The organism is Bradyrhizobium sp. ISRA430 (assembly GCF_029909975.1).
GTDB lineage: Bacteria > Pseudomonadota > Alphaproteobacteria > Rhizobiales > Xanthobacteraceae > Bradyrhizobium.
In genome coordinates, this window is sequence record NZ_CP094516.1 from 3,722,108 (window position 1) to 3,740,909 (window position 18,802).

Sequence of the window (18,802 nt, forward strand, 5' to 3'; positions counted from 1 at the left end):
CCGATCATTCCGCCAGCCAGGACGAGACGCCGAGCATGAACTGTGTCAGCAGCTCGTCGCTGGTGAGGTAGAGCAGCAGAAAGCCACCGAACAGCACGAAGGGCACCGAGATGAAATAGACGGGAATCGCCGGCGTCAGCTTGTTGATGAGGCCGACCGACAGATTGACGATGACGGAATAGACGATGAAGGGGCTGGTGATCCTGAGCGTCAGCACGAACGCTTCCGATAGGCGGCTGGCGAGCTGATCCAGCGCCATGCTGCCGCCGAGCCGGTCGCCGGGATGCCAGACGTCGTAGGAGTTCATCAACCCGCGCAGCACCTGCCAGTGCTGGTCAGTCATGAAGAACAGCGTGGTGACGGCGGCCATGATCAGCGGCACAAGAGCCGGCGCCGGATCGGTGTCGGCGACCGGTGTGCCCGGGATGTTGCTGAGCCCGATCGCGCTCGCCATCACGGTGGCCATGGTTTGCAGCGCCAGAAAGAACACGCGCCCGCCGAGCCCGATGACGCTGCCGATCACGAGCTCGGAGCAGATCAGGAGCGCAAGGGTCAGCGGCGGCGCATTTTCCAACAGCGGCTTCAGGACCGCGATCAGGATCGGCGTCAGCGCAAACGTGGTGACGAGCGCGACGAACAGGCGAACCTGGGCCGGAACGTTGACGCTGGAATAGCCGGGCACCAGCATCAGGCAGGCGCCGATGCGGCAGAACACGATGAAGGTCACGAGCACGCTGTCGGTGAGACCGCCGATCACGACACGGCTCCGAGCGGCCTGATCTCGGCGCTGCGCGCGACTTCGACATGCGACAGGATCGGCAGGGTCGGAAACACCCTTTCCAGGATCATACGGACATAGGGGCGCGCCTCAGGAGTCACCGCGAGCACGACGCTGGTGCCGTTCTCCGTGAACTTCCGGACTGCGGCGCTGGCTTCGGTCGCGAACTGCTCGATCAGGCGCGGATCGGCATCGAACTCGACGACGTCGCCCTTGGCGTCGCGCTTCAGGCTCTGATGGAACGCGAGGTCCCAGCGATTGCCGAGGCGCACGACATTGAGCACGCCGTTGTCGGAGAGATCGCCGCAGATCTGCTGGGCGAGACGCATCCGCACGTGCTCGGCGACCTGCTCCGAGCGCCGCACGTGGGGCGCGATTTCGGCGATCGCCTCCAGGATGAGATGAAGATTGCGAATCGAGACCCGCTCGCCGAGCAGGATCTTCAGGATCGCGAGCAGGCCCGAATAGGAGATCTGCGACGGACAGAGATCATCGACCAGGCGCTTGTATTCCGGATCCAGCCGGTCGAGCAGTCCTCTCATGTCCTTGTAGGACAGGAGCTGGGCCAGGTTCGCCCTGATCACCTCGCTCAGATGCGTCAGCAGCACCGAGAGATTGTCGACCGGCCTGCAGCCCTGCCGCTTGACCTCCTCGGTGAAGGCTTCGGTCACCCACAGCGCCTTCATCCCGAAGGCCGGTTCGATCACCTCGTCGCCGGGCACGTCGGGCTTGCCGTCCTTGTCGACGAGCACCATCACCTCGCCGAGCCGCAGCTCGCCATGGGCGACACGGGTGTCGTGGATCCGGATCTGATAGCCCTTGGGATCGATCGAGAGGTTGTCGGAGAGCTTGATCTCGGGGATCACGAAGCCGTACTGTTTGGCAAACTTCTTGCGGATCTTGCTGACGCGATGGGCGAGCTCGTTGCGCGAGCCCAGCAGGTGAACGGCGAGCTGGCCGCCGAGTTGCAGCTCAATCTCCGCAGTCTTGAGCTGCTCCTTCACGGATTCCTTGGCCTCTGTCTGCGCCCGCTCGTCAGCCTTGCGCGCCTCCTCCTTCTGCTTCGCCTCCGCCTGCCGTTTCGGCAGCGAGTAGCCGACGAAGGCCATGACACCGCCGAGCAGCACGAACGGCGCCATCGGCAGTCCCGGCATCAGCGCAAGCACGAACATCATCAGCGCCGCCGCCGATACGGCGCGCGGATAGCCACCGAGCTGGCGGAGCACGGCCTGCTCCGCCGAGCCTCTGGTGCCGCCCTTGGAGACCAGGAGGCCCGCCGAGAGGGACACGATCAGTGCCGGCATCTGCGAGACCAGTCCATCGCCGACGGAGAGTTTCGTGTAGACGTCGGCGGCGCGCGCCAGCGTCAGCCCATGGTGGGTGACGCCGATGACGATGCCGCCGAAAATGTTGATCGCGGTGATGATCAGGCCGGCGATGGCGTCGCCGCGCACGAATTTCGAGGCACCGTCCATCGCTCCGAAGAACGCGCTCTCCTCTTCGAGCTCACGGCGCCGGCGCTGTGCCTCCTTGTCGTCGATCAGGCCCGCGGACAGGTCGGCATCGATCGCCATCTGCTTGCCGGGGATGGCGTCCAGGGTGAAGCGGGCGCCGACCTCGGCGATGCGGGTCGCGCCCTTGGTGATCACGACGAAATTCACCGTGACCAGGATCGCGAAGATGATCAGGCCGATGACGAAGTCGCCGCCCATGACGAATTTGGAGAAGCCGGCGACGACGTAGCCGGCGGCCTGCTCCCCCTCCCCGCCGCGCGACAGGATCAGGCGAGTGGTCGCGATGTTGAGCGCGAGCCGCAGGATCGTTGCGATCAGCAGCACGGTCGGGAAAGCCGAGAAGTCGAGCGGCCGTTGGATCCACAGCGCGACCATCAGGATCAGCGCCGACAGCGCGATCGAGACAGCGAGGCCGAGGTCGATCAGGATCGGTGGAATCGGCAGGAACAGGATCGTGAGCATGACCACGATTCCGCCCGCGAAGAACGCGTCCGCCCCCAGTCGTCGCGGGGTCGGCAGGCTAGCAGCTAACGTATCGGCCATGGTTCACCGGCAGCAGATTCCGGCCTGCAATCTGCCGCGCAAAGCTTACGCGGGGATGGTGGCCGGACGCTTTGCGGATCAGAAGCCGTGCTCGATCCGGGAATAGACCATCTCGGTGAAGGTGGAGAGATGCGCGCCGATGAAGGAGCCGGAGATGGCGACAACCAGGAGGATGACGATGATCTTCGGCACGAAGGTCAGCGTCACTTCCTGGACCTGCGTGAGCGCCTGAATCAGCGCGATGATGGTGCCGACCAGCATCGCCGCGCCGACGGCGGGCCCGGAGGCGACGATGATGGTCCAGATCGCCGCCTGGACGATGTCGAGGGCGTCCCTCTCGTTCATGCTAGCTGATCGTGAGCCCGGGCCCGACCGCGACCTTCGTCCCGTCCTCGAGGGTCGCGATGGAGCCGTCGCTGTTGATCGAGATCGACGCGACCTTGCCGGTGAATCTCGCCCCGATCGAGTCGGTGAAGCTGACGGTCTTTCCGATCAGCCCGTCGGCCTGCGACAGCGCCTGCGAGGACAGCAGCGCATCGAGCTTCGTGTTGGTCTGCATGGCCTGCTCGACGGTGGAGAGCTGCGCGAACTGGCTCATATATTGCGAGGTATCCATCGGATTGGTCGGATCCTGGTTCTTCATCTCGGCGACGAGAAGCTGAAGAAAGGTGTTGTAGTCGACGCTGTTGCTGGCCGTGGTGGTGGATTGGGTCGAGCTGGATGTCCTGCTGGTCGCGTCGGTCGCGCTGGTGACGTTCATGTGTCTCTCCGCTGTCAGGCAGCCTCGAATGGAAATTCGGTCGTCGTGCCGGCCAGGATTGCCTGCTCGACCGGGAACAGCGCCCGGATCCGCTTGAGCGCCTCGTAGTAGCGGCTCGCCCCGACCAGCTCGTCGATCGCGGCGAGGCCCTCCAGCATCTGCTTGTTCTCGCACACCGCAGACAGAGCCGCATGGTGCTGCCCGTAGAGCGCGGATGCGTCGCGGATATCCGTCGGATTCATCAGCATGAGCTGCACGATGAAATAGAGCTGGCGCATCGCCGTGGTGGCGTCGGACGCCTGCATGACCTGGCCTTCGAGCAGGAACATCACGTCGTTGACGAGCTCGACGGAAACCTTGCGGTCCACGCGCAGCACCGCGCCGTTGACGTAGATCCGCTCGCCGGCGCGCAGGGATATCCTCATTGCAGCGCGTCTCGGATCAGGCGGTTGATTTCGATGAGCTGCATCACGTCGTTCGATTTCTCTTCACGAAGACGGTCGGCTTCCTTCACGACCCATATCCCGATCGAGATGATGTCGGCACGCAGCTTGTCGGGGAGTCCGTTGTCCGGATGGGAGAGATCCTCGATGAAGATCGTCCACAGTCGCCGCACATAGAGCAGGCTCTGGACCAGCTCTTCGATACTGAAGCGACCCTTCTGGATCCGCTCCAGGCGGTCGATGCCGAGGCTGAGGGCCTGGCGCTCGCGCCCGCGCGCCTCGTGGCCGCTGTCTTCGACGACCGCTTCATAGGCTTCAAAAGTCATCAGAACCACTCTGCGCACGAGACCGGATAACGAAGCAAGGCTTGCGAGCCCGACTCAGAGATAGTTGATCAAGCTGATCTTCTGGAGCTGCGAGGTGAGCGCGAGCGCCGTCTGGATCTGGGTCTGCAAGGTATTGACGCGAACGGAGGCCTCGGTCGGATCGACCTGCTCCATCTTGACGATCTGCTCGTTGAGAATGTCGTGCTGGATCTTCAGCTTGTCCGTCGCGGCGATGACCCGCTGCTGGGTCGAGCCGACGCTGCCCCCGAGCACGGCGAGATCGTTGATCGCACCGCTGACGAGGCTGATCGCCTTATCGACGACGACCTGGAACGTATCCCTGCTCAGGCTCGTGTTTCCGAGATCGGTCATCATGGTGTAGGCCTCGGCGAGCTTGCGGAAGCCGGGTTGGTTGGCGCTGACTGAGCTGTCGACGATCTCGGTCGTGGAGATGCGGCTCGACAATGTCTGGTCGGTGGCGGACGACCAGTTGGCGTTCCAGGCCGGACTGGCGAATTCCGCATCGAAGCTCGTGTTGAGGAAGGTCTGCATCTGGGCCGGGGTGATGCTGTTCACGCCCGCCGAGGACTGCGTGACGCCGAAGGCGGCCAGGAAGTCCGCATCGACCTGATTCTTGCTGGCAGAGCCGGTGGCGTAATTCGTGACCGGCGCATTCTGCGTGTTGAGGCCGGCGAACAGGTATGAGCCGTTGTAGGAGACGTTGAGCGCGCCAATCAGGTCCTGGAGATTGGCGGATGCGCTCGGCAGGATGATTCGCGCGCCGCTGTCGGCATCGCGCGCAGCGATCAGGTTCTTGAGGAAGTCCTGGGCGGTGGTGCCGAGCTGGGTGATCCGGTTCTGAGTCACGTCGAGGCGTCCCGCGACGAGCTCGTTGGTATCGACGAGTTGATCGGCGAAACTCATGTCGGCCCGCAGGCCGACGTCGCTCCCCGTTGCGGTGCCGAGCTCGAGGCCGACATCGGCGAATCGGCCGGTGGTCGCCTCCTTCGAGGCCTTGCTCAGGGCGCTCTGGTTGTTCGTGATCGAGTATCTCAACGATGATGACAGCATCAGGGTCGAGATGTAGTTCGCGCTCATCATTACGATGCTCCCACTGCGGCTAGCAGGCTTTTCAACATATCGTCGACCGTCGAGATCAGCTTCGACGACGCCGAGTAGGTGCGCTCGACTTGGAGCATCAAAGACATCTCGTCGTCCATGTTGACGCCGTTGACGTTCGACAGCGCCGAATTACTGCGGTCGAGCAGCGTGTTCTGGTATTGGGCGTTGTCGTCGGCGGCTTTGCGCTGGCTCTCGATCCAGCTCGCCGAGGACGAGGCGAAATCGATCACGCTGCCGCTCGGCTTGCCCTGTGCGGCAGTATCGAACGGCTGCGACGCATCCATGTTGCCGATCAATTGCTGGAGCCGGGTCGAGAAGCCGGCATTGCCGGCGGTGTTGTAGTTGTAGGCCGCATTGCCGCTGATTGCGCCGTCCCGCAACAGGTTCGGGTTGCCGCCTGCGGCTGGATCGACGGACGCCGCAACCATGATCGTGCCGGCGAGACCGACCGACACGGTCGCGCTCGCAGGCATGGCCGTCGCGCCAGGATAGGTGAAGAGGCCGGGTACGTCCGGCAGCGCCGCAGCGGACTGATCGCTCTCCTTGAAGGCGCTGATCAGGCCGCGCGCGACTTCGTCGAGCTGGCTCTGATACGTGACCGCGGCATTGTCGCGCAGCTCGGCAAGGCCCGCGAGCTTGCCCGACTTGAGCGGCATTACCGAATTGGCGCCGGTCACCGGTACGCCGTCGATATAAACCGCATTTCCGGTCGTGCCGGGCGTATAGATGTTGGTTGGTGCAAAGCTCACGGACCGTGCCGTCTTGTCGAACAGCACGACACCGCTGTCGGTGTAGAGCGCCGCATCGCCGTTGGTGCGGATCGACATGGTGACGCCGACCTCCTGCGACAGCTTCGAGACGATGCTGTCGCGCTGATCGAGATAGTCGGTGACGTCGTCGCCGGCGATCGTTCCCTTCACGATCGCCGTGTTGACGGTGTCGAATTGGGCGAGGAGCTTGTTGATATTGGCGACCGAGGTCGCCATGTCGGCATCGGCGCCTTCGCGGATCGACTGCACGGTCTTGGTCGCCTGATTGAGCGAGGCCGCCATGTCCTTGGCAGAGGAGACGGCCGCCTGCGCCAGCGTGGCGTTGTCGGGCGCGTTGGCGTATTGCTGCAACGCCTGCTTCAGCTTGTTGAGCTGCGCGGTCGGTGACTGGTCGAGCTCGGGATCGTCCACCGTGGCGGCCGCGATCTTCTGGAGACCGTCATAGATCGCGCTTTGCTTGGCGGATCCCGACGTCGCGGTCAGCACGTTGCTGAACAGGCCCGAGCTTGCGGCGCGCTGGATCGCCGCGACGTAGACGCCGGCGCCGGGGAGATTGTCCAGCACGGTGATCTTGCGCGAATAGCCGGCTTGGCTGGCGCCGGCGATGTTGCGCGAGATGACCGACGACTGGACACCCGACGCCATGAGCGAGGAGCGGGCGTTGTCGAGAGTGGCAGTGAGGGACATGAGGTGCTCTTCGGCGTGCTCTCGGCAGGTATCAGCGCTTCAGGTTGACGACGACGTCCAAAAGGTCCGCGCCGGTCTGGAACGATTTTGAGTTCGCGGTGAAGCCACGCTGCGCCTCGATCATCGAGGTCAGTTCGTCCGCGAGATCGACGTTGGATTCCTCAAGCGCGCCGGACTGGATGGTGCCGAGCCCGCCAGAGCCGGCACTCCCGATCTGCAGGTTTCCGGAGTTGAGGCTCACCGAATAGACGTTTCCGACTTCGGGAGTGAGGTTGTCCGGGCTGGGGACATCGGCGAGCGCTACCGTGTAGATCTGTATCTGCGTCCCATTCTGAAGGATCGCGTTCACCGCACCCTTGCTATCGATATCCACCTTCTCAATGGAAGACGGAGCGTTGCCGTTGACGGTGGCCTTGAAGTTGAAGCTCGAGGCCACCTGCGTCATGGCCGACAGGTCAACGTTGAGGGACGAGCCGTTGGGAACGGTCACCGAGAAATTCGGTTGCGGCGCCGGTGGCGCCGACGTGATGATCGCACCCTTTCCGGCCGCAGTTGTATCGAAATTCAAAGTGGTACCACCAAGCGCGTTATTCGCCGGATCGTAGACTTCGACCTGCCAGGTATCCTGGCCGGGAGCCGTTGCGGTCCTGGTCATGTAGACGTCGAGCGTCACAGCCCTACCGATATTGTCGTAGGCCACGATCGAGCTCTTCGCCGAGTATGACGTCGGACCTGGAACCGGAATCGGAGCTGCAGGGATCGTCGCGCTGGGGTCCAGATTGCCGGTGACGGTCGCCGTGGTCGAAGGCGTGGCCTGAAGCTTTGCCTGATTGACATTGACGATCTGCATCCCCGCGGTGCTGTTCGAGGAGATATTCGATACGGCGCCAGGGTAACCCATGAGATAGAAGCCGGCCGCATTGACCAGATTGCCCTGGCTGTCCGGCACGAACGAGCCGGCTCGTGTCAGGAACTGCTGTGTGCCCGTGGCATCCGACACGACAAAGAAGCCATTGCCCTGAACGGCGAGGTCAGTCGTCGACGTCGTGAACTGCATATGTCCGGCATCCGTGATCGCGTATCGGACATGCGTCTCGACGGCGCCGGAGTCGTAATTGCCCGAGCCGCTCTTCAGGATCAGCGACGAGAATTCGGTCGAAGCCCGCTTGTAGCCGGTGGTGTTGACGTTCGCGATGTTGTCCGAGACCGTCGACAGCTTGTTGGACTGCGCGCTCATGCCGGACACACCGGTGCGCATAACACCATACAGGCTCATGGATTGGGCTCCTTTGGTAGGTTGGAACTACAATGAGGGGTCTTGCTTGTGCGGGGCTGATGGTGAGTGCCGATCCACAACTTCACGTCGTCGCTTCACGTCGTCCTGGGCTGACAGAAGGAGCGCGCCTTGTCGGTCCACGCGCCGAAGCCGCTGGAGACGAGATGCGCGACGATGTGGCAGACGTAACGCTTCTGCGCCGGCTGGTTGTTGGGCCCGGCATTGTAGCGCGCCACCGCCATGGTCCAGCTTCCCTCGCGCTGCTTCAGTTCTTTGAGGAAGCGCGCGGCGTAGTCGACGTTCTTGGCTGGGTCGAACATTGCCCGCACCGAGGCGAACTTGTCGCCGTGGTAATAGTGGTTGATCTGCATGCAGCCGAGATCGATCAGCTTGATGCCCTTGTGCCGCATCGCCTCGAAATTCGCGATGGCGTCGTTCATGTCCTTGGCGAAAACCGTCTGTCCTTCGGCGCCGAGCGCATAAGGATAAAGCGCGCCGCGACGACCGGTCTCGGTCAGGCCGACCGCATAGAGAATGCCGAGCGGAATGCCGTGCTGCTGGGCCGCGCGTGCCATCTCGCGCTCGCAAGGGCGCGCGCTGTCGGCCGCCGCGTGCGCTGCGGCCGCGCTACAGATAAACAGGGCCGCGACGAATATGCGGCGCCACGTCCTGATCATGACGCGTCTCCTGATTGGGCTGCCGATCCTGCCGGTCCTGTTTCGCTCCGCCCTCCGATTGACCGGACGACGTGCTGGAGCCGTTGAAGGCGCCCTGCGATTGCGACGAGTGCTGTTGTTGTCCTGGGAGCTGCGGCTGCGACTGACCGGAGCCGGCCTGGAAACCATCGAGCGAGCCGTGCTGGACCGGCGCGACATCCGCGATGTAACCCGCCGACTGCATGAGTTCGCGGATCGAGTCGCGCTGCTGATCCAGCATCTGGCTCGTGTCCTTGCGTTCTGCGGCGAGATGGACGGAGACCTCCGCGCCGACGAGACGAAGCCGTACCGTGACGTTGCCGAGCGCCGGCGGCTCGAGATTGATGGTCAGGATCTTGAGCGGCTGGTCGGGCGCGCTGCCCAGCGACGATGCGAGATCGGGCGCGGCCGATGACGCCGGAGCGCCCTTCAGCTCCGACACGACCGCATCGGCAACTTGCTGGGTCGCGCTGAACTGCGGGACCGGCGGAAGATGGGTTTCCTGCTGAACCACAGTGACTTTGGTCGCCTCGGGTAGCGCCTCGCGCACCGCAACTTTTGCTGCACGCTCGACATTGGCGGTGACGGCTTCGAATCCGGATGCCGCGGATGTGGTTCTTGGCGGAGCCGCGCTGCTTTGCGGGGCCGTGCTCGGCGAGTTCGCCTGCGGAGCAAGTGCCCGCGCGTGCGGCCCGGATGGATCGACATCTGCCATCGTCGCCTTCGCAGCACTCGTGCCTTGGATCTCGCGCTTCGCAAGTGACCGCTCCTCGCGCGCGGACGCATCGCTCTTGTCGTTGGCCGGCGGCTGTAGCTGCGGGGTCACAGTCGGCACGGCTGCGAGCTCCTGTCCGACGATCGCGGAAAGGTTCACCCTGGCCACCACGTCCGTCTTCGCCGCAAGATCGAGCGGCACTTGCTTGTCCTGCGATTTCGGCTCCTCGCCGGCCCTGCCGTCTTCGTGAACAGTCTCGTCGCCGGGCTCGTCGCGTTCGGCCAGGTTCGCCAGATGCATCCGCAGCGTGCCCGCCTTCACCGTCGCGTCGCTGTCATGGTCGTTCAGGGCCCGTTTTGCCAGGTTCGAGACGGTGTGGAGCAGGTCGTGAAACGAGGCATCCTCGGCCGACTTCGCCCCCGTGGTCTTTGCGGAGCGGGATGCGCCGCGCGTGTTGAGGCTCTCAGCGAGGCCAGCAAAGAGCTGCCCGGATGTTCCGTCGAGCTTGGTCATGGGCGGCGATCCTTGGTAAGGAGTTCCAATTCGCCGAGCTGCTTCTGGGCGCGCGCAAGGGTGGCGGTCGACGATGCGAGATCGAGGCGCGCCGGCGCCGGCGGAGGCTTGTCGGCGGCAATCTCAGCGGCCGGAGCTGCGGTCGGCTTGCGGACATCGAGTGCGAGCTGAAGCGTTGCGTTCAGGAGCAAGCCATCGCGCTCCGGCAGCTTGGTTCTGTCGAGCGCCTTCAACTCGGCGAGACCGCCGTCATATTCGTCGGTCAGCACGCGTGCCGCGCCGCGGAAGAGGTGCGCGCGCTCGCGATCCGAACCGACATCAGAGCTCAGCGCGAGCGCCCGCTCGCCGGCAAGCCGGGCAACTGTGAGCCGGCCGCGAACCAGTCCGGCGCGCGCGATCACCAGATAGAGCTTGAGGCGACTGGTGCGATCGATCTGCTCCAGCAGGGCGACGATCCGCGCAAAGCGGCGCTCGTCCAGCGCGAGGCTCGACTGCGTCAGGCCGGAGGAAAAGCGCTGCCAGAAATCGCCGGCATAGATGGAGTTGCGATAGTGGCGGATATAGGCCAGCGTCAGGAACTCGAACTTGTCGAAATCCTCCGCCTGCCCGACCAGGAGGATCTCGCGCCGCAGCGCCGCCTCCTCGACCAGCGTGCCCGGCAGCAAAAGGCGCGCATCGTCGAGCCGCTCGATCGCCACCGACGCATCGGAGTGCGCGAGCAGTGCGCCCTGCACCAGCGCGACCTGCCCGGCCATGCTCGACGGAATCGCGCGCGGCCTGAAATCCTTGAGCAGCTCCCGCGCCTCGTCCTGTCGTCCTTCGACATAGGCGAGCGCGCCGTTGAACAGCCGCTCGTCGACATTGAGCTTGTCGCGCGGCAGCTTGCGCACGACCTGCGGCGCGCCGCCGCTGAGCAGATAGACGACGATCGCCTGGCCGTTCTGCGGACTGCTCCAGACGCTCGCATCGGCGGCGAGGAATTTTTCGCCGATCTGCCGGATCAGCGCGAGGTGGTTGCCATGTGCGGCAGTGTCGCCGTTGGCGATGCCGTCCTGAACCGCCTGCAACGACCGGACGAGCTCGTACGGCTCGCCCGACGATAGTGGCGCCGGCTCGGCAAGTGCGCCCACTGCGACGAACGTTTGCAGCAATACGAGCGCGGTCAGGAATCGCGACCTGATCAAGGGCGCTTCTCCCGGATCAGGATCTCGATCCGGCGATTCTGCGCGGCCGCCGGATCGTTCTGGAGCTTTGGCCGCCGGTCGGCATAGCCTTCGACATGCTCGATGCGCTGCGCGTCGACGCCGGAGCGCACCAGCATGTAGTAGGCCATCTGCGCGCGCGCCGTCGACAGCCGCCAGTTATCGTAGGTGTCCGACTTGTACGGACGGTTGTCGGTGTGGCCGCGGACGATGATCGTGCCGGGGCGCTTGCTCAGCAGCGGTCCGATCTTATCGATCACGCGGATCAGCTCGGGACGCGGCTCGGCGGAGCCGACCGCGAACATGCCGAAGCTCGCATCATCGGTCAGGCTGACCAGCAGGCCCTCTTCGACCTGGCGCACCTCCGCGACAGGTCCGGCGCCGGCCTTGATGTCCGAGAGCGCATCCGCGATCGCGGCCTGGAGCTGCTTGGCCGTCGGCTGCTGGGTCTCGGCCGGGTTGCGCGGGTCGGTGTCCTTTGCGGCATCGGCCGGGCGCGGCTGCGCCGTGGCACTCGTTTGAGCGTTTGCCTGTGCACTGCCCTCGCGCGCCGGCGATGTGGGCGCCGGCCCCGGCGGCAGCAGCGGTGACATGCTGGCGGACGGGGCCTGTGCATCGATCGCGACGCTTCCGCCGGCATCATCGGATTTGGCGCGGCGCGCTGCTTGCGGCTCGCCCCGATTTGTGCCGGACGGATTTTCGCGCGCGTCAGCGATCGGCTTGGGTTCGCTCTCGATGATCCGGTCCGCGTCCTTCGCTTGCGGAGCCAGCTTCCAGTAGCCGGGGTCGAACGGATCGCGATAGGCGTCGCCGCCCTTGAGGCCGTCCTCTTCCGCCGAGGTCAATGCGCCGGCGCGCCGCTGGCCCGAGGCCTGGTTCGAGCTAGCTGCGATCTCCGCCAGCGTGACGAAGGGATCACGAAACAGGACTTTCTCTTCATAGAACGGCGGCTTTTCGGCGGTCGGCGAGTCGCCGCGGCGCTCTTCGCTCGGCCCCGCCGGCTGGCGCTTGCCGTCCTGGCCGTCATGCGGTGTCGGCTCTTTCTTCGACAGATCCTTGAGGCCCTTGGGCGCCGGCGCGTTCTCGGCGAGCTTGATCGGGTTGAAGTAGCTCGCGACGACCTGCTTTTGATCCTGGTTGAGTGCATTGAGCAGCCACATCACCAGGAAGAACGCCATCATCGCCGTCATGAAGTCCGCATAAGCGATCTTCCAGACGCCGCCCTTGTGCGGCGCATCGTCGAACGCGCTGCGCCGCCGGATGATCACGAGCTCTGGCTTGACCTCATTCATCTGACGTTACCGGCGCGCTTCCTTCAGACGCTCGGCCCAGGTCGAGATCTGGGTCTCGATCACGGTCTGGTCGGCGACGACACGGATTTCGAGGGTGTCGGCGGCCTGGTACTCGATACCGGTACGGCGGGCCGCTTCGAGCTGTGTCCTGACCAGGTCGAGCAGCTCGCCTGGACCTGTGATCCTGAACACCGGCGCCGGCGAGTTGGAGGTCAGCGCGGTGATCTGCTCGACCAGCGCGGCGACCGCCTTGTCGCGAACCGCATCGGTCAGGAACGGCAGCAGAATGCGCGCGACGGAACTGGCGATGTTGGTCTCGATCTCGCGGCAGGCCGCAGCAAAGCCGTTCACGATCGCAATCGCCTGCTGGTCCGACCACTTGGCCCGCTCTTCGCCGAGCCTGATCGCGCTGCGGACCCGCTCTTCGGCAAGCTTGGCATCGCCTTCGGCGAGACCAGCGGCATAGCCGCGCCGATAGGCGTCATCCAGGAGATTGACCGGCGGAGCCTCGGCCTTCGGCGCAGGGAGCGGAGATTGCGGCTGCGATTGGGGCTGCGGCTCGCGCCGGACCTCCTTCGGCCGCGCCACCGGCTCCTGAACGCGCGGCATCTCGGGCGGCTTGGCCCGGCCGTTCGCGTCGAACTGTGTGAGGAGTTTTCCGATTGCCGCGTTCATGCCGCCTCCTCACGCCGCATCCAGTCTTTAAGAATCGCCGCTGCCTGCATCTGATCGAGACGCACGATCTGCTCCAGCCGCTTCTGCGGCGTGCGCTGCATCTTGCCCTCGAGGTCTTCGACGAGGTTGAGCTCGGCCTCCTCGTTCTCCGGCAGCGCGAGGGCAGCAGCGGCCTCGAGCTGGGCGATCTCTGCGGCCTCGGCCTGCTCCTGCTGTGCACGGTGGGTCAGGATGCCGTTCACGGCGGGCCTGAGGCCAAACCAGACCAGCATCGTTGCAACGGCCAGAATGGTCGCAGCGTTGATGAAACTTCCCATCTGCCGGTTGAGCATCTCGACGAAGCCGATCGGCGGCACCGGCACCATCTCGCGCGAGCCCTCGATGAAATCGACCGCGGTCACCTGGATCTGGTCGCCACGCTGCTTGTCCAATCCGCCGGCCGTCGCCGCAAGCTGGCTAATCTCGGCGATCTTGCTGTCGATGATGGCCTGGTTGGTCTTGTCGCCGAGATCGGCGGCAAGGCGCGCGCGATTGATCAAGACCGCGATGAAGAGCTTCTTGACGGAGTAGCCGTCGCTCACCGTGGTCGTGGTCTTGGACGAGACCTCGAAATTGGTGACGTCCTCGCGGCGCTGCTTCTCCTCGTTGGAACTCTTGCCGCCGCCGGCATTCACCTGCTGGTCCGGAAGATTCTGCTGCACCGTGGTCGGCGTCGAGCGATCGGCGTTCTGCGAGGATTCCTTCTCCCGAACGTTCCGGACCGAGCGCTCGGCCCGCGTCTCCGGATCATAGACGGTCTCGTTGATCTGCCTTTTGTCGGTGGAGAGCTGCGGAGCGACGCTGACCTCGAAATTGTCGAGGCCCAGATACGGCGTCAGCGCCTTGCGGATGTTCTCCTGCACCATCGCGCCGACCATCTTCTGCAGGCTCGCCATCTTGGTCGGCGCCGCGCTCGCCTCATCCTCCTCGGCAAGCAGCATGGAGCCGTCGGCATCGAGCACCGTCACCTTGTCGCGGCTCATGCCGGGAATCGCCGCCGCCACGAGGTGACGGATCGACTGCGCCGTGCGCGCCTCGATCGCGCCGTCGGTGCGCAGCACCACCGAAGCCGATGGCGGCTGCTGGGTCGCACGAAACGAGCCGCGCACCGGCAGCACGATGTGAACCCGCGCGGCCTTGACGCCCTTCATCAATTGAACGGTGCGCGCGATCTCGCCTTCGAGCGCCCGAAGCTTCGTGACCTCCTGCATGAACGAGGTCAGGCCGAGCGAACCGATCTTGTCGAACAGCTCGTAGCCGGAATTGGCGCTGGTCGGCAGCCCCTTCTCGGCTAGCAGCATGCGCGCCTGCATGGTCTGGCTCGGACGCACGGAGACGGCATCGCCGGCCGCGTTGACGTCGAATGTGATGTTCTGCTCGCGCAGCGCGGCGCCGATGCGGGTCACGTCTTCGCGGGTCAGCCCCGTATAAAGGGTCTCGAATTCGGGTCGGCTTAGATAGTAGGCGCCGCCGACGACGGTGACGAGAACGGCGAAGCCAATCAGCCCCAAGGCCATCAAGCGTCGCGGCCCAAGCTCCAGCAGATTGTTGAGCAGTTGCTGTACCTGCGCGCGACTGAGCATGAGACCTCGTACCAATGCGAATACCGAGGACACTCCGCTGCGAACCTTGTCTGAAGGTTGCGCAAAAACACCAGCGCGTCATGTCGCGCGTGCCGCGTTGCAATTTTGCAAGGAGATCGGGGGGAGAGTCACGGCCGCACCAGCGGCAGTCGCGCACGATCGGCAAATGCCGACGCGTCATGATGCGCCGGCGACGGATCGGGAGACGCTCTGAGCAAATCGAGCGATGCGAGACGTCGCCTGGTCGCCGCTTACGGCGGAGACCGTGCTCCCGGGGGAGCACGGCCGCTTTCGATGTTTCCGCTTAGCCGCCGCGGAACAGCGACAGGATGCTCTGGCTGTTCTGGTTGGCGATCGAGAGCGCCTGAACGCCGAGCTGCTGCTGGGTCTGGAGCGCCTGGAGGCGGGTGGATTCCGCGTTCATGTCGGCGTCGACGAGCTGGCCGATACCGCGGGTCACCGAGTCCATCAGGGACTTCACGAAGTCCGTGTTGTTCGAGATGCGGTTCTTGATGGCGCCGAGGTTGGCGGCGGACTGGCTGACCGTGTTGATCGCGGCCGTAACCTGGGTGATGTAGCCATCAAGCGTGGTTTGGTCAGCCGCCGAGTCGGTCAGCGCGGCGATGTTGATAGTGTCGACCGACGCACCGCCGCTCACCGTGTCCAGGAAGCCGGTCTGCGTGCTGGTGTAGAGCGAGTAGTTTGCCACAGTCACCTGGATCGTGTTGATCGTGGGCGTACCGCCAACGCGCGAGAACGACGACACCAGGTTGACGGTGGTCGGCGTCGTGGCGGTCGTGCTCAGCCAGTTCACGCCATTGAACGTCGCCGAGTTGGCGGTGTTCTTCATGTCCTGCTGGATCTGGGTGATTTCGGACTGGATCTTGGTCCGATCGATACCAGCGGTCTTGGCTTCGACCAGCAGCGACTGGAGCTTGGTCAGGCCGGAGTTGCCATCGCTGCCCAGAACGGAGGTCAGCGCGGTGTATTCCGTGTCGACGGTCGCAGCCGACAGACCGAGCGAGTCGGAGACGGCGGAGAGCGCGGCGTTGTCGGCGCGCATCGAGGTCGCAATCGACCAATAGGCGGAGTTGTCCGAAGCGGTCGCGACGCGCTGGCCGGTCGAGATGCGATTTTCGGTGGTCTGCAAATTGGAGCTGACAGACCGGAGGGTCTGGAGCGCAGTCATCGCAGCCGAGTTCGTGAGCAGGCTTGACATTGAGAATGTCCCTTTGAAAGCAGATTGAGTTTTTGTCTGGGGGACATACCGGGCTTGCACCGGTACGAAAGGGCGGCGTCATGCCTTTAGGCCAAGGAGCTGCCCTGGGCCCAACCTGTCGTAACGGCAAGGATAGCGCCTGAAGCTTGTGCGAGGCTTGTGGCCAGTTGGCCGGAGGGCAACACGGCGGGCTCGGATCCGACTCCGAGGAGCGCGACGCCCAACAGAAAGGGCCACGCTCGCGAGAGCGCGGCCCTTTCCCGATGGTGCGAAGCTTAGCGGAACAGCGACAGCAGGCTCTGGCTGTTCTGGTTGGCGATCGAGAGCGCCTGAACACCGAGCTGCTGCTGCGTCTGAAGGGCCGCCAGACGGGTCGATTCCGCGTTCATGTCGGCATCGACGAGCTGACCGATACCGCGTGTCACCGAGTCCATCAGCGACTTCACGAAGTCCGTGTTGTTCGAGATGCGGTTCTTGATGGCGCCGAGATTGGCGGCGGCCGAGCTGACCGAGTTGATCGCACCGGTGACCTGGGTGATGTAGCCATCGAGCGTGGTTTGGTCAGCCGCCGAGTCGGTCAGCGCGGCGATGTTGATGGTGTCGACCGACGCACCGCCGCTCACCGTGTCCAGGAAGCCGGTCTGCGTGCTGGTGTAGAGCGAGTAGTTGGCGACGGTCACCGAGATCGAATTGATTGTCGGGGTGCCGCCGGTGCGCGAGAAGGACGACACCAGATTGACGGTCGTCGGCGTGGTGGCGGTCGTGCTCAGCCAGTTGACGCTGTTGAACGTCGCCGAGTTGGCGGTGTTCTTCATGTCCTGCTGGATCTGGGTGATTTCCGACTGGATCTTGGTGCGATCGATACCAGCGGTCTTGGCTTCGACCAGCAGCGACTGGAGCTTGGTCAGGCCGGAGTTGCCGTCGCTGCCCAGAACCGTGTTCAGAGCGGTGTACTGCGTATCGACGGTCGCAGCCGACAGACCGAGCGAGTCGGAGACGGCGGAGAGCGCGGCGTTGTCGGCGCGCATCGAGGTGGCGATCGACCAATAGGCGGCGTTGTCCGAAGCCGTCGCCACGCGCTGGCCGGTGGAAATCCGGCTCTGCGTGGTGGAGAGGCTCTGGCTCACAGACCGCAGGGTCTGGAGCGCAGTCATGGCGGACGAGTTCGTGAGCAGGCTTGACATTGCGAATGTCCCTTTATGTACGCGTTACATTTTCATGAGGGGACATACCGGGCTTTCACCGGTACGGCAGGGCGGCATCATGCCTTTGGACTGATGTGGGTGAGGTCCAACCGGCCGTGACGCCTTGCTAGCACGCCGAACCTTGCTTCCAGATTAAGGCCGACCTGAATTTCGCAGTAATATCATATGGTTAATATTACTTTCCGCTAACCATAACCAACCGGTCGGCCGACGATCGCGGCCCTTACGAGAACGACCGCACCAGTCCGGAGGCGAGCAGATTCCAGCCGTCGATCAGCACGAAGAACAGCATCTTGAACGGAAGCGCGAGGATCGTCGGCGGCATCATCATCATGCCCATCGACATTGTCAGCGTCGCGACGATCATGTCGATCACGAGGAACGGCAGGATGATGAGGAATCCGATCTCGAACGAGCGCCGCAGCTCGGAGATCATGAACGCCGGAATGATGACGCGCATGTCGATGCGCTTGTCGTCGAACTTCCTGCGGAAGCTCTCCGCGGCGAGCGCCTCGAAGGTCTGAAGATCCTTTTCGCGGACATGGGCCAGCATGAATTCGCGAAACGGATCGGTGATTCGCAAATAGGCCTGCTCCTCCGAGATCTCGTTCTTCATCAGCGGCTGAACGCCGGTCTCCCAGGCCCGGTCGAAGGTCGGCGCCATGACGTAGAAGGTCATGAACAGTGCGAGGCTGATCAGCACGAGATTGGCCGGCGTGGTCTGGAGGCCGAGACCGGCGCGCAGGAACGACAGCGCGACGGCAAATCGCGTGAAGCTCGTCACCATGATCAGCAACCCAGGCGCCACCGACAGCACCGTGATCAGCGCCATGAGCTGGATGATGCGGCCGCTGGTCGAGCCGTTGCCCGGCGGCAGCAGTGAGTTGAGGTCCGGAATCTGGGCGAACGCCACCTCGGGCAGGACGACCAGCAGCAACGCCAGCAGCAGGACTCTCACTCTCACTGGATCACCAATGTCTCAATGATCAATTCGCGCACCTTGCCGGACGACCTGATATTGGCGCGCTCGGCGAGATCGTCGCGCAGATGCTGAAGCCCGCGCGCGCCCTCGAACTGCGCAACCGAGGCGGATCTGAGATAGATGACGATGTCCTCGCTGATATGGGCGGCCAGGATGCCGGCGTCCTCGTCACTCATGCTGTCGGTCACCATGGAGGCCTCCACGCGCGCCCAGTTGTTGGCCGGCGCCGCGAGATTGGTCACGATCGGCGAGAGCTTTCTGAGCCGCGCGCTGCCGGCGTAGCTCGCAGCAATCGGCGGCGGGGTCGCACTTTTCTTCGCGTCGGCCACGCGCTCGGCGGCTGCCAGCAGATGCAGGCCCGCGATCGCGCCGGCGCCGATCGCGATCAGGGTCAGGGCCACAATGGCTCCAATCAGGCGCATGATACCCCTTGTCCCTGCGGCGCGGCCCGGCTTGCCTGCGC

General features: G+C 64.2%; 19 protein-coding genes. All 19 read right to left on the minus strand.

Annotated elements, in window-relative coordinates; translation table 11 throughout:
• Positions 1–4: 4 nt before the first annotated feature.
• On the minus strand, positions 5–757 hold the full coding sequence (gene fliR / locus MTX21_RS17765) for a flagellar biosynthesis protein FliR (protein WP_280966066.1): 753 nt from the start codon (positions 755–757) through the stop codon (positions 5–7).
• Positions 754–2,835: a flagellar biosynthesis protein FlhA gene (flhA, locus tag MTX21_RS17770; RefSeq protein ID WP_280966067.1), complete on the minus strand. Its 2,082-nt coding sequence runs from the start codon at positions 2,833–2,835 to the stop codon at positions 754–756. Before flhA ends, fliR begins: the two co-directional genes overlap by 4 nt.
• A 78-nt stretch (positions 2,836–2,913) precedes the next feature.
• Complete coding sequence (gene fliQ / locus MTX21_RS17775; protein WP_280966068.1) at positions 2,914–3,180, minus strand: flagellar biosynthesis protein FliQ; 267 nt, start codon at positions 3,178–3,180, stop codon at positions 2,914–2,916.
• Position 3,181: 1 nt separating this feature from the next.
• Entirely contained in the window at positions 3,182–3,595 is a 414-nt protein-coding gene (flgD, locus tag MTX21_RS17780) for a flagellar hook assembly protein FlgD (protein ID WP_280966069.1), read from the minus strand.
• A 14-nt stretch (positions 3,596–3,609) separates the two neighbouring features.
• On the minus strand, positions 3,610–4,020 hold the full coding sequence (gene flbT / locus MTX21_RS17785) for a flagellar biosynthesis repressor FlbT (protein WP_280966070.1): 411 nt from the start codon (positions 4,018–4,020) through the stop codon (positions 3,610–3,612).
• Complete coding sequence (gene flaF / locus MTX21_RS17790; RefSeq protein WP_280966071.1) at positions 4,017–4,364, minus strand: flagellar biosynthesis regulator FlaF; 348 nt, start codon at positions 4,362–4,364, stop codon at positions 4,017–4,019. The genes flbT and flaF overlap by 4 nt, the downstream gene beginning before the upstream one ends.
• 54 nt (positions 4,365–4,418) lie before the next feature.
• On the minus strand, positions 4,419–5,465 hold the full coding sequence (locus tag MTX21_RS17795; RefSeq protein WP_280966072.1) for a flagellar hook-associated family protein: 1,047 nt from the start codon (positions 5,463–5,465) through the stop codon (positions 4,419–4,421).
• Positions 5,465–6,943 carry a flagellar hook-associated protein FlgK gene (gene flgK, locus MTX21_RS17800; protein WP_280966073.1) on the minus strand — a complete coding sequence of 493 codons (1,479 nt, stop codon included), beginning with the start codon at positions 6,941–6,943 and terminating at the stop codon, positions 5,465–5,467. The genes MTX21_RS17795 and flgK overlap by 1 nt, the downstream gene beginning before the upstream one ends.
• A gap of 31 nt (positions 6,944–6,974) precedes the next feature.
• Positions 6,975–8,219 (minus strand): flagellar hook protein FlgE, encoded by a 1,245-nt coding sequence (locus MTX21_RS17805; RefSeq protein WP_280966074.1) that lies wholly within the window; start codon positions 8,217–8,219, stop codon positions 6,975–6,977.
• Positions 8,220–8,314: 95 nt separating this feature from the next.
• Positions 8,315–8,896, minus strand: a complete 582-nt coding sequence (locus MTX21_RS17810; protein WP_280966075.1) for a transglycosylase SLT domain-containing protein — start codon at positions 8,894–8,896, stop codon at positions 8,315–8,317.
• Positions 8,847–10,142, minus strand: coding sequence for a flagellar hook-length control protein FliK (locus tag MTX21_RS17815; RefSeq protein ID WP_280966076.1), 1,296 nt, complete (start codon positions 10,140–10,142; stop codon positions 8,847–8,849). The genes MTX21_RS17810 and MTX21_RS17815 overlap by 50 nt, the downstream gene beginning before the upstream one ends.
• Positions 10,139–11,326, minus strand: a complete 1,188-nt coding sequence (locus tag MTX21_RS17820; protein WP_280966077.1) for a chemotaxis protein — start codon at positions 11,324–11,326, stop codon at positions 10,139–10,141. Before MTX21_RS17820 ends, MTX21_RS17815 begins: the two co-directional genes overlap by 4 nt.
• The gene (locus MTX21_RS17825; protein WP_280966078.1) at positions 11,323–12,636 is read right to left on the minus strand and encodes a MotB family protein; all 1,314 of its coding nucleotides are present in this window, start codon (positions 12,634–12,636) and stop codon (positions 11,323–11,325) included. Before MTX21_RS17825 ends, MTX21_RS17820 begins: the two co-directional genes overlap by 4 nt.
• 6 nt (positions 12,637–12,642) lie before the next feature.
• The gene (locus MTX21_RS17830; RefSeq protein ID WP_280966079.1) at positions 12,643–13,311 is read right to left on the minus strand and encodes a hypothetical protein; all 669 of its coding nucleotides are present in this window, start codon (positions 13,309–13,311) and stop codon (positions 12,643–12,645) included.
• Complete coding sequence (fliF, locus tag MTX21_RS17835) at positions 13,308–14,933, minus strand: flagellar basal-body MS-ring/collar protein FliF (protein WP_280966080.1); 1,626 nt, start codon at positions 14,931–14,933, stop codon at positions 13,308–13,310. Before fliF ends, MTX21_RS17830 begins: the two co-directional genes overlap by 4 nt.
• Positions 14,934–15,237: 304 nt before the next feature.
• Positions 15,238–16,152 (minus strand): flagellin, encoded by a 915-nt coding sequence (locus tag MTX21_RS17840; protein WP_280966081.1) that lies wholly within the window; start codon positions 16,150–16,152, stop codon positions 15,238–15,240.
• Between the two features lie 275 nt (positions 16,153–16,427).
• Positions 16,428–17,336, minus strand: coding sequence for a flagellin (locus MTX21_RS17845; protein ID WP_280966082.1), 909 nt, complete (start codon positions 17,334–17,336; stop codon positions 16,428–16,430).
• 244 nt (positions 17,337–17,580) lie between these two features.
• Positions 17,581–18,321: a flagellar type III secretion system pore protein FliP gene (gene fliP, locus MTX21_RS17850; protein ID WP_280966083.1), complete on the minus strand. Its 741-nt coding sequence runs from the start codon at positions 18,319–18,321 to the stop codon at positions 17,581–17,583.
• Positions 18,318–18,761, minus strand: a complete 444-nt coding sequence (locus MTX21_RS17855; protein ID WP_280966084.1) for a flagellar basal body-associated FliL family protein — start codon at positions 18,759–18,761, stop codon at positions 18,318–18,320. The genes fliP and MTX21_RS17855 overlap by 4 nt, the downstream gene beginning before the upstream one ends.
• Positions 18,762–18,802: the final 41 nt, after the last annotated feature.

Excerpts from the sequence above, each read along its gene's own strand:
- flhA (WP_280966067.1), bottom strand. The coding sequence starts at position 2,835 with ATGGCCGATACGTTAGCTGCTAGCCTGCCGACCCCGCGACGACTGGGG.
- fliQ (WP_280966068.1), bottom strand. The coding sequence starts at position 3,180 with ATGAACGAGAGGGACGCCCTCGACATCGTCCAGGCGGCGATCTGGACC.
- flgD (WP_280966069.1), bottom strand. The coding sequence starts at position 3,595 with ATGAACGTCACCAGCGCGACCGACGCGACCAGCAGGACATCCAGCTCG.
- flbT (WP_280966070.1), bottom strand. The coding sequence starts at position 4,020 with ATGAGGATATCCCTGCGCGCCGGCGAGCGGATCTACGTCAACGGCGCG.
- flaF (WP_280966071.1), bottom strand. The coding sequence starts at position 4,364 with ATGACTTTTGAAGCCTATGAAGCGGTCGTCGAAGACAGCGGCCACGAG.
- MTX21_RS17795 (WP_280966072.1), bottom strand. The coding sequence starts at position 5,465 with ATGATGAGCGCGAACTACATCTCGACCCTGATGCTGTCATCATCGTTG.
- flgK (WP_280966073.1), bottom strand. The coding sequence starts at position 6,943 with ATGTCCCTCACTGCCACTCTCGACAACGCCCGCTCCTCGCTCATGGCG.
- MTX21_RS17805 (WP_280966074.1), bottom strand. The coding sequence starts at position 8,219 with ATGAGCCTGTATGGTGTTATGCGCACCGGTGTGTCCGGCATGAGCGCG.
- MTX21_RS17810 (WP_280966075.1), bottom strand. The coding sequence starts at position 8,896 with ATGATCAGGACGTGGCGCCGCATATTCGTCGCGGCCCTGTTTATCTGT.
- MTX21_RS17815 (WP_280966076.1), bottom strand. The coding sequence starts at position 10,142 with ATGACCAAGCTCGACGGAACATCCGGGCAGCTCTTTGCTGGCCTCGCT.
- MTX21_RS17825 (WP_280966078.1), bottom strand. The coding sequence starts at position 12,636 with ATGAATGAGGTCAAGCCAGAGCTCGTGATCATCCGGCGGCGCAGCGCG.
- MTX21_RS17830 (WP_280966079.1), bottom strand. The coding sequence starts at position 13,311 with ATGAACGCGGCAATCGGAAAACTCCTCACACAGTTCGACGCGAACGGC.
- fliF (WP_280966080.1), bottom strand. The coding sequence starts at position 14,933 with ATGCTCAGTCGCGCGCAGGTACAGCAACTGCTCAACAATCTGCTGGAG.
- MTX21_RS17840 (WP_280966081.1), bottom strand. The coding sequence starts at position 16,152 with ATGTCAAGCCTGCTCACGAACTCGGCTGCGATGACTGCGCTCCAGACC.
- MTX21_RS17845 (WP_280966082.1), bottom strand. The coding sequence starts at position 17,336 with ATGTCAAGCCTGCTCACGAACTCGTCCGCCATGACTGCGCTCCAGACC.
- MTX21_RS17855 (WP_280966084.1), bottom strand. The coding sequence starts at position 18,761 with ATGCGCCTGATTGGAGCCATTGTGGCCCTGACCCTGATCGCGATCGGC.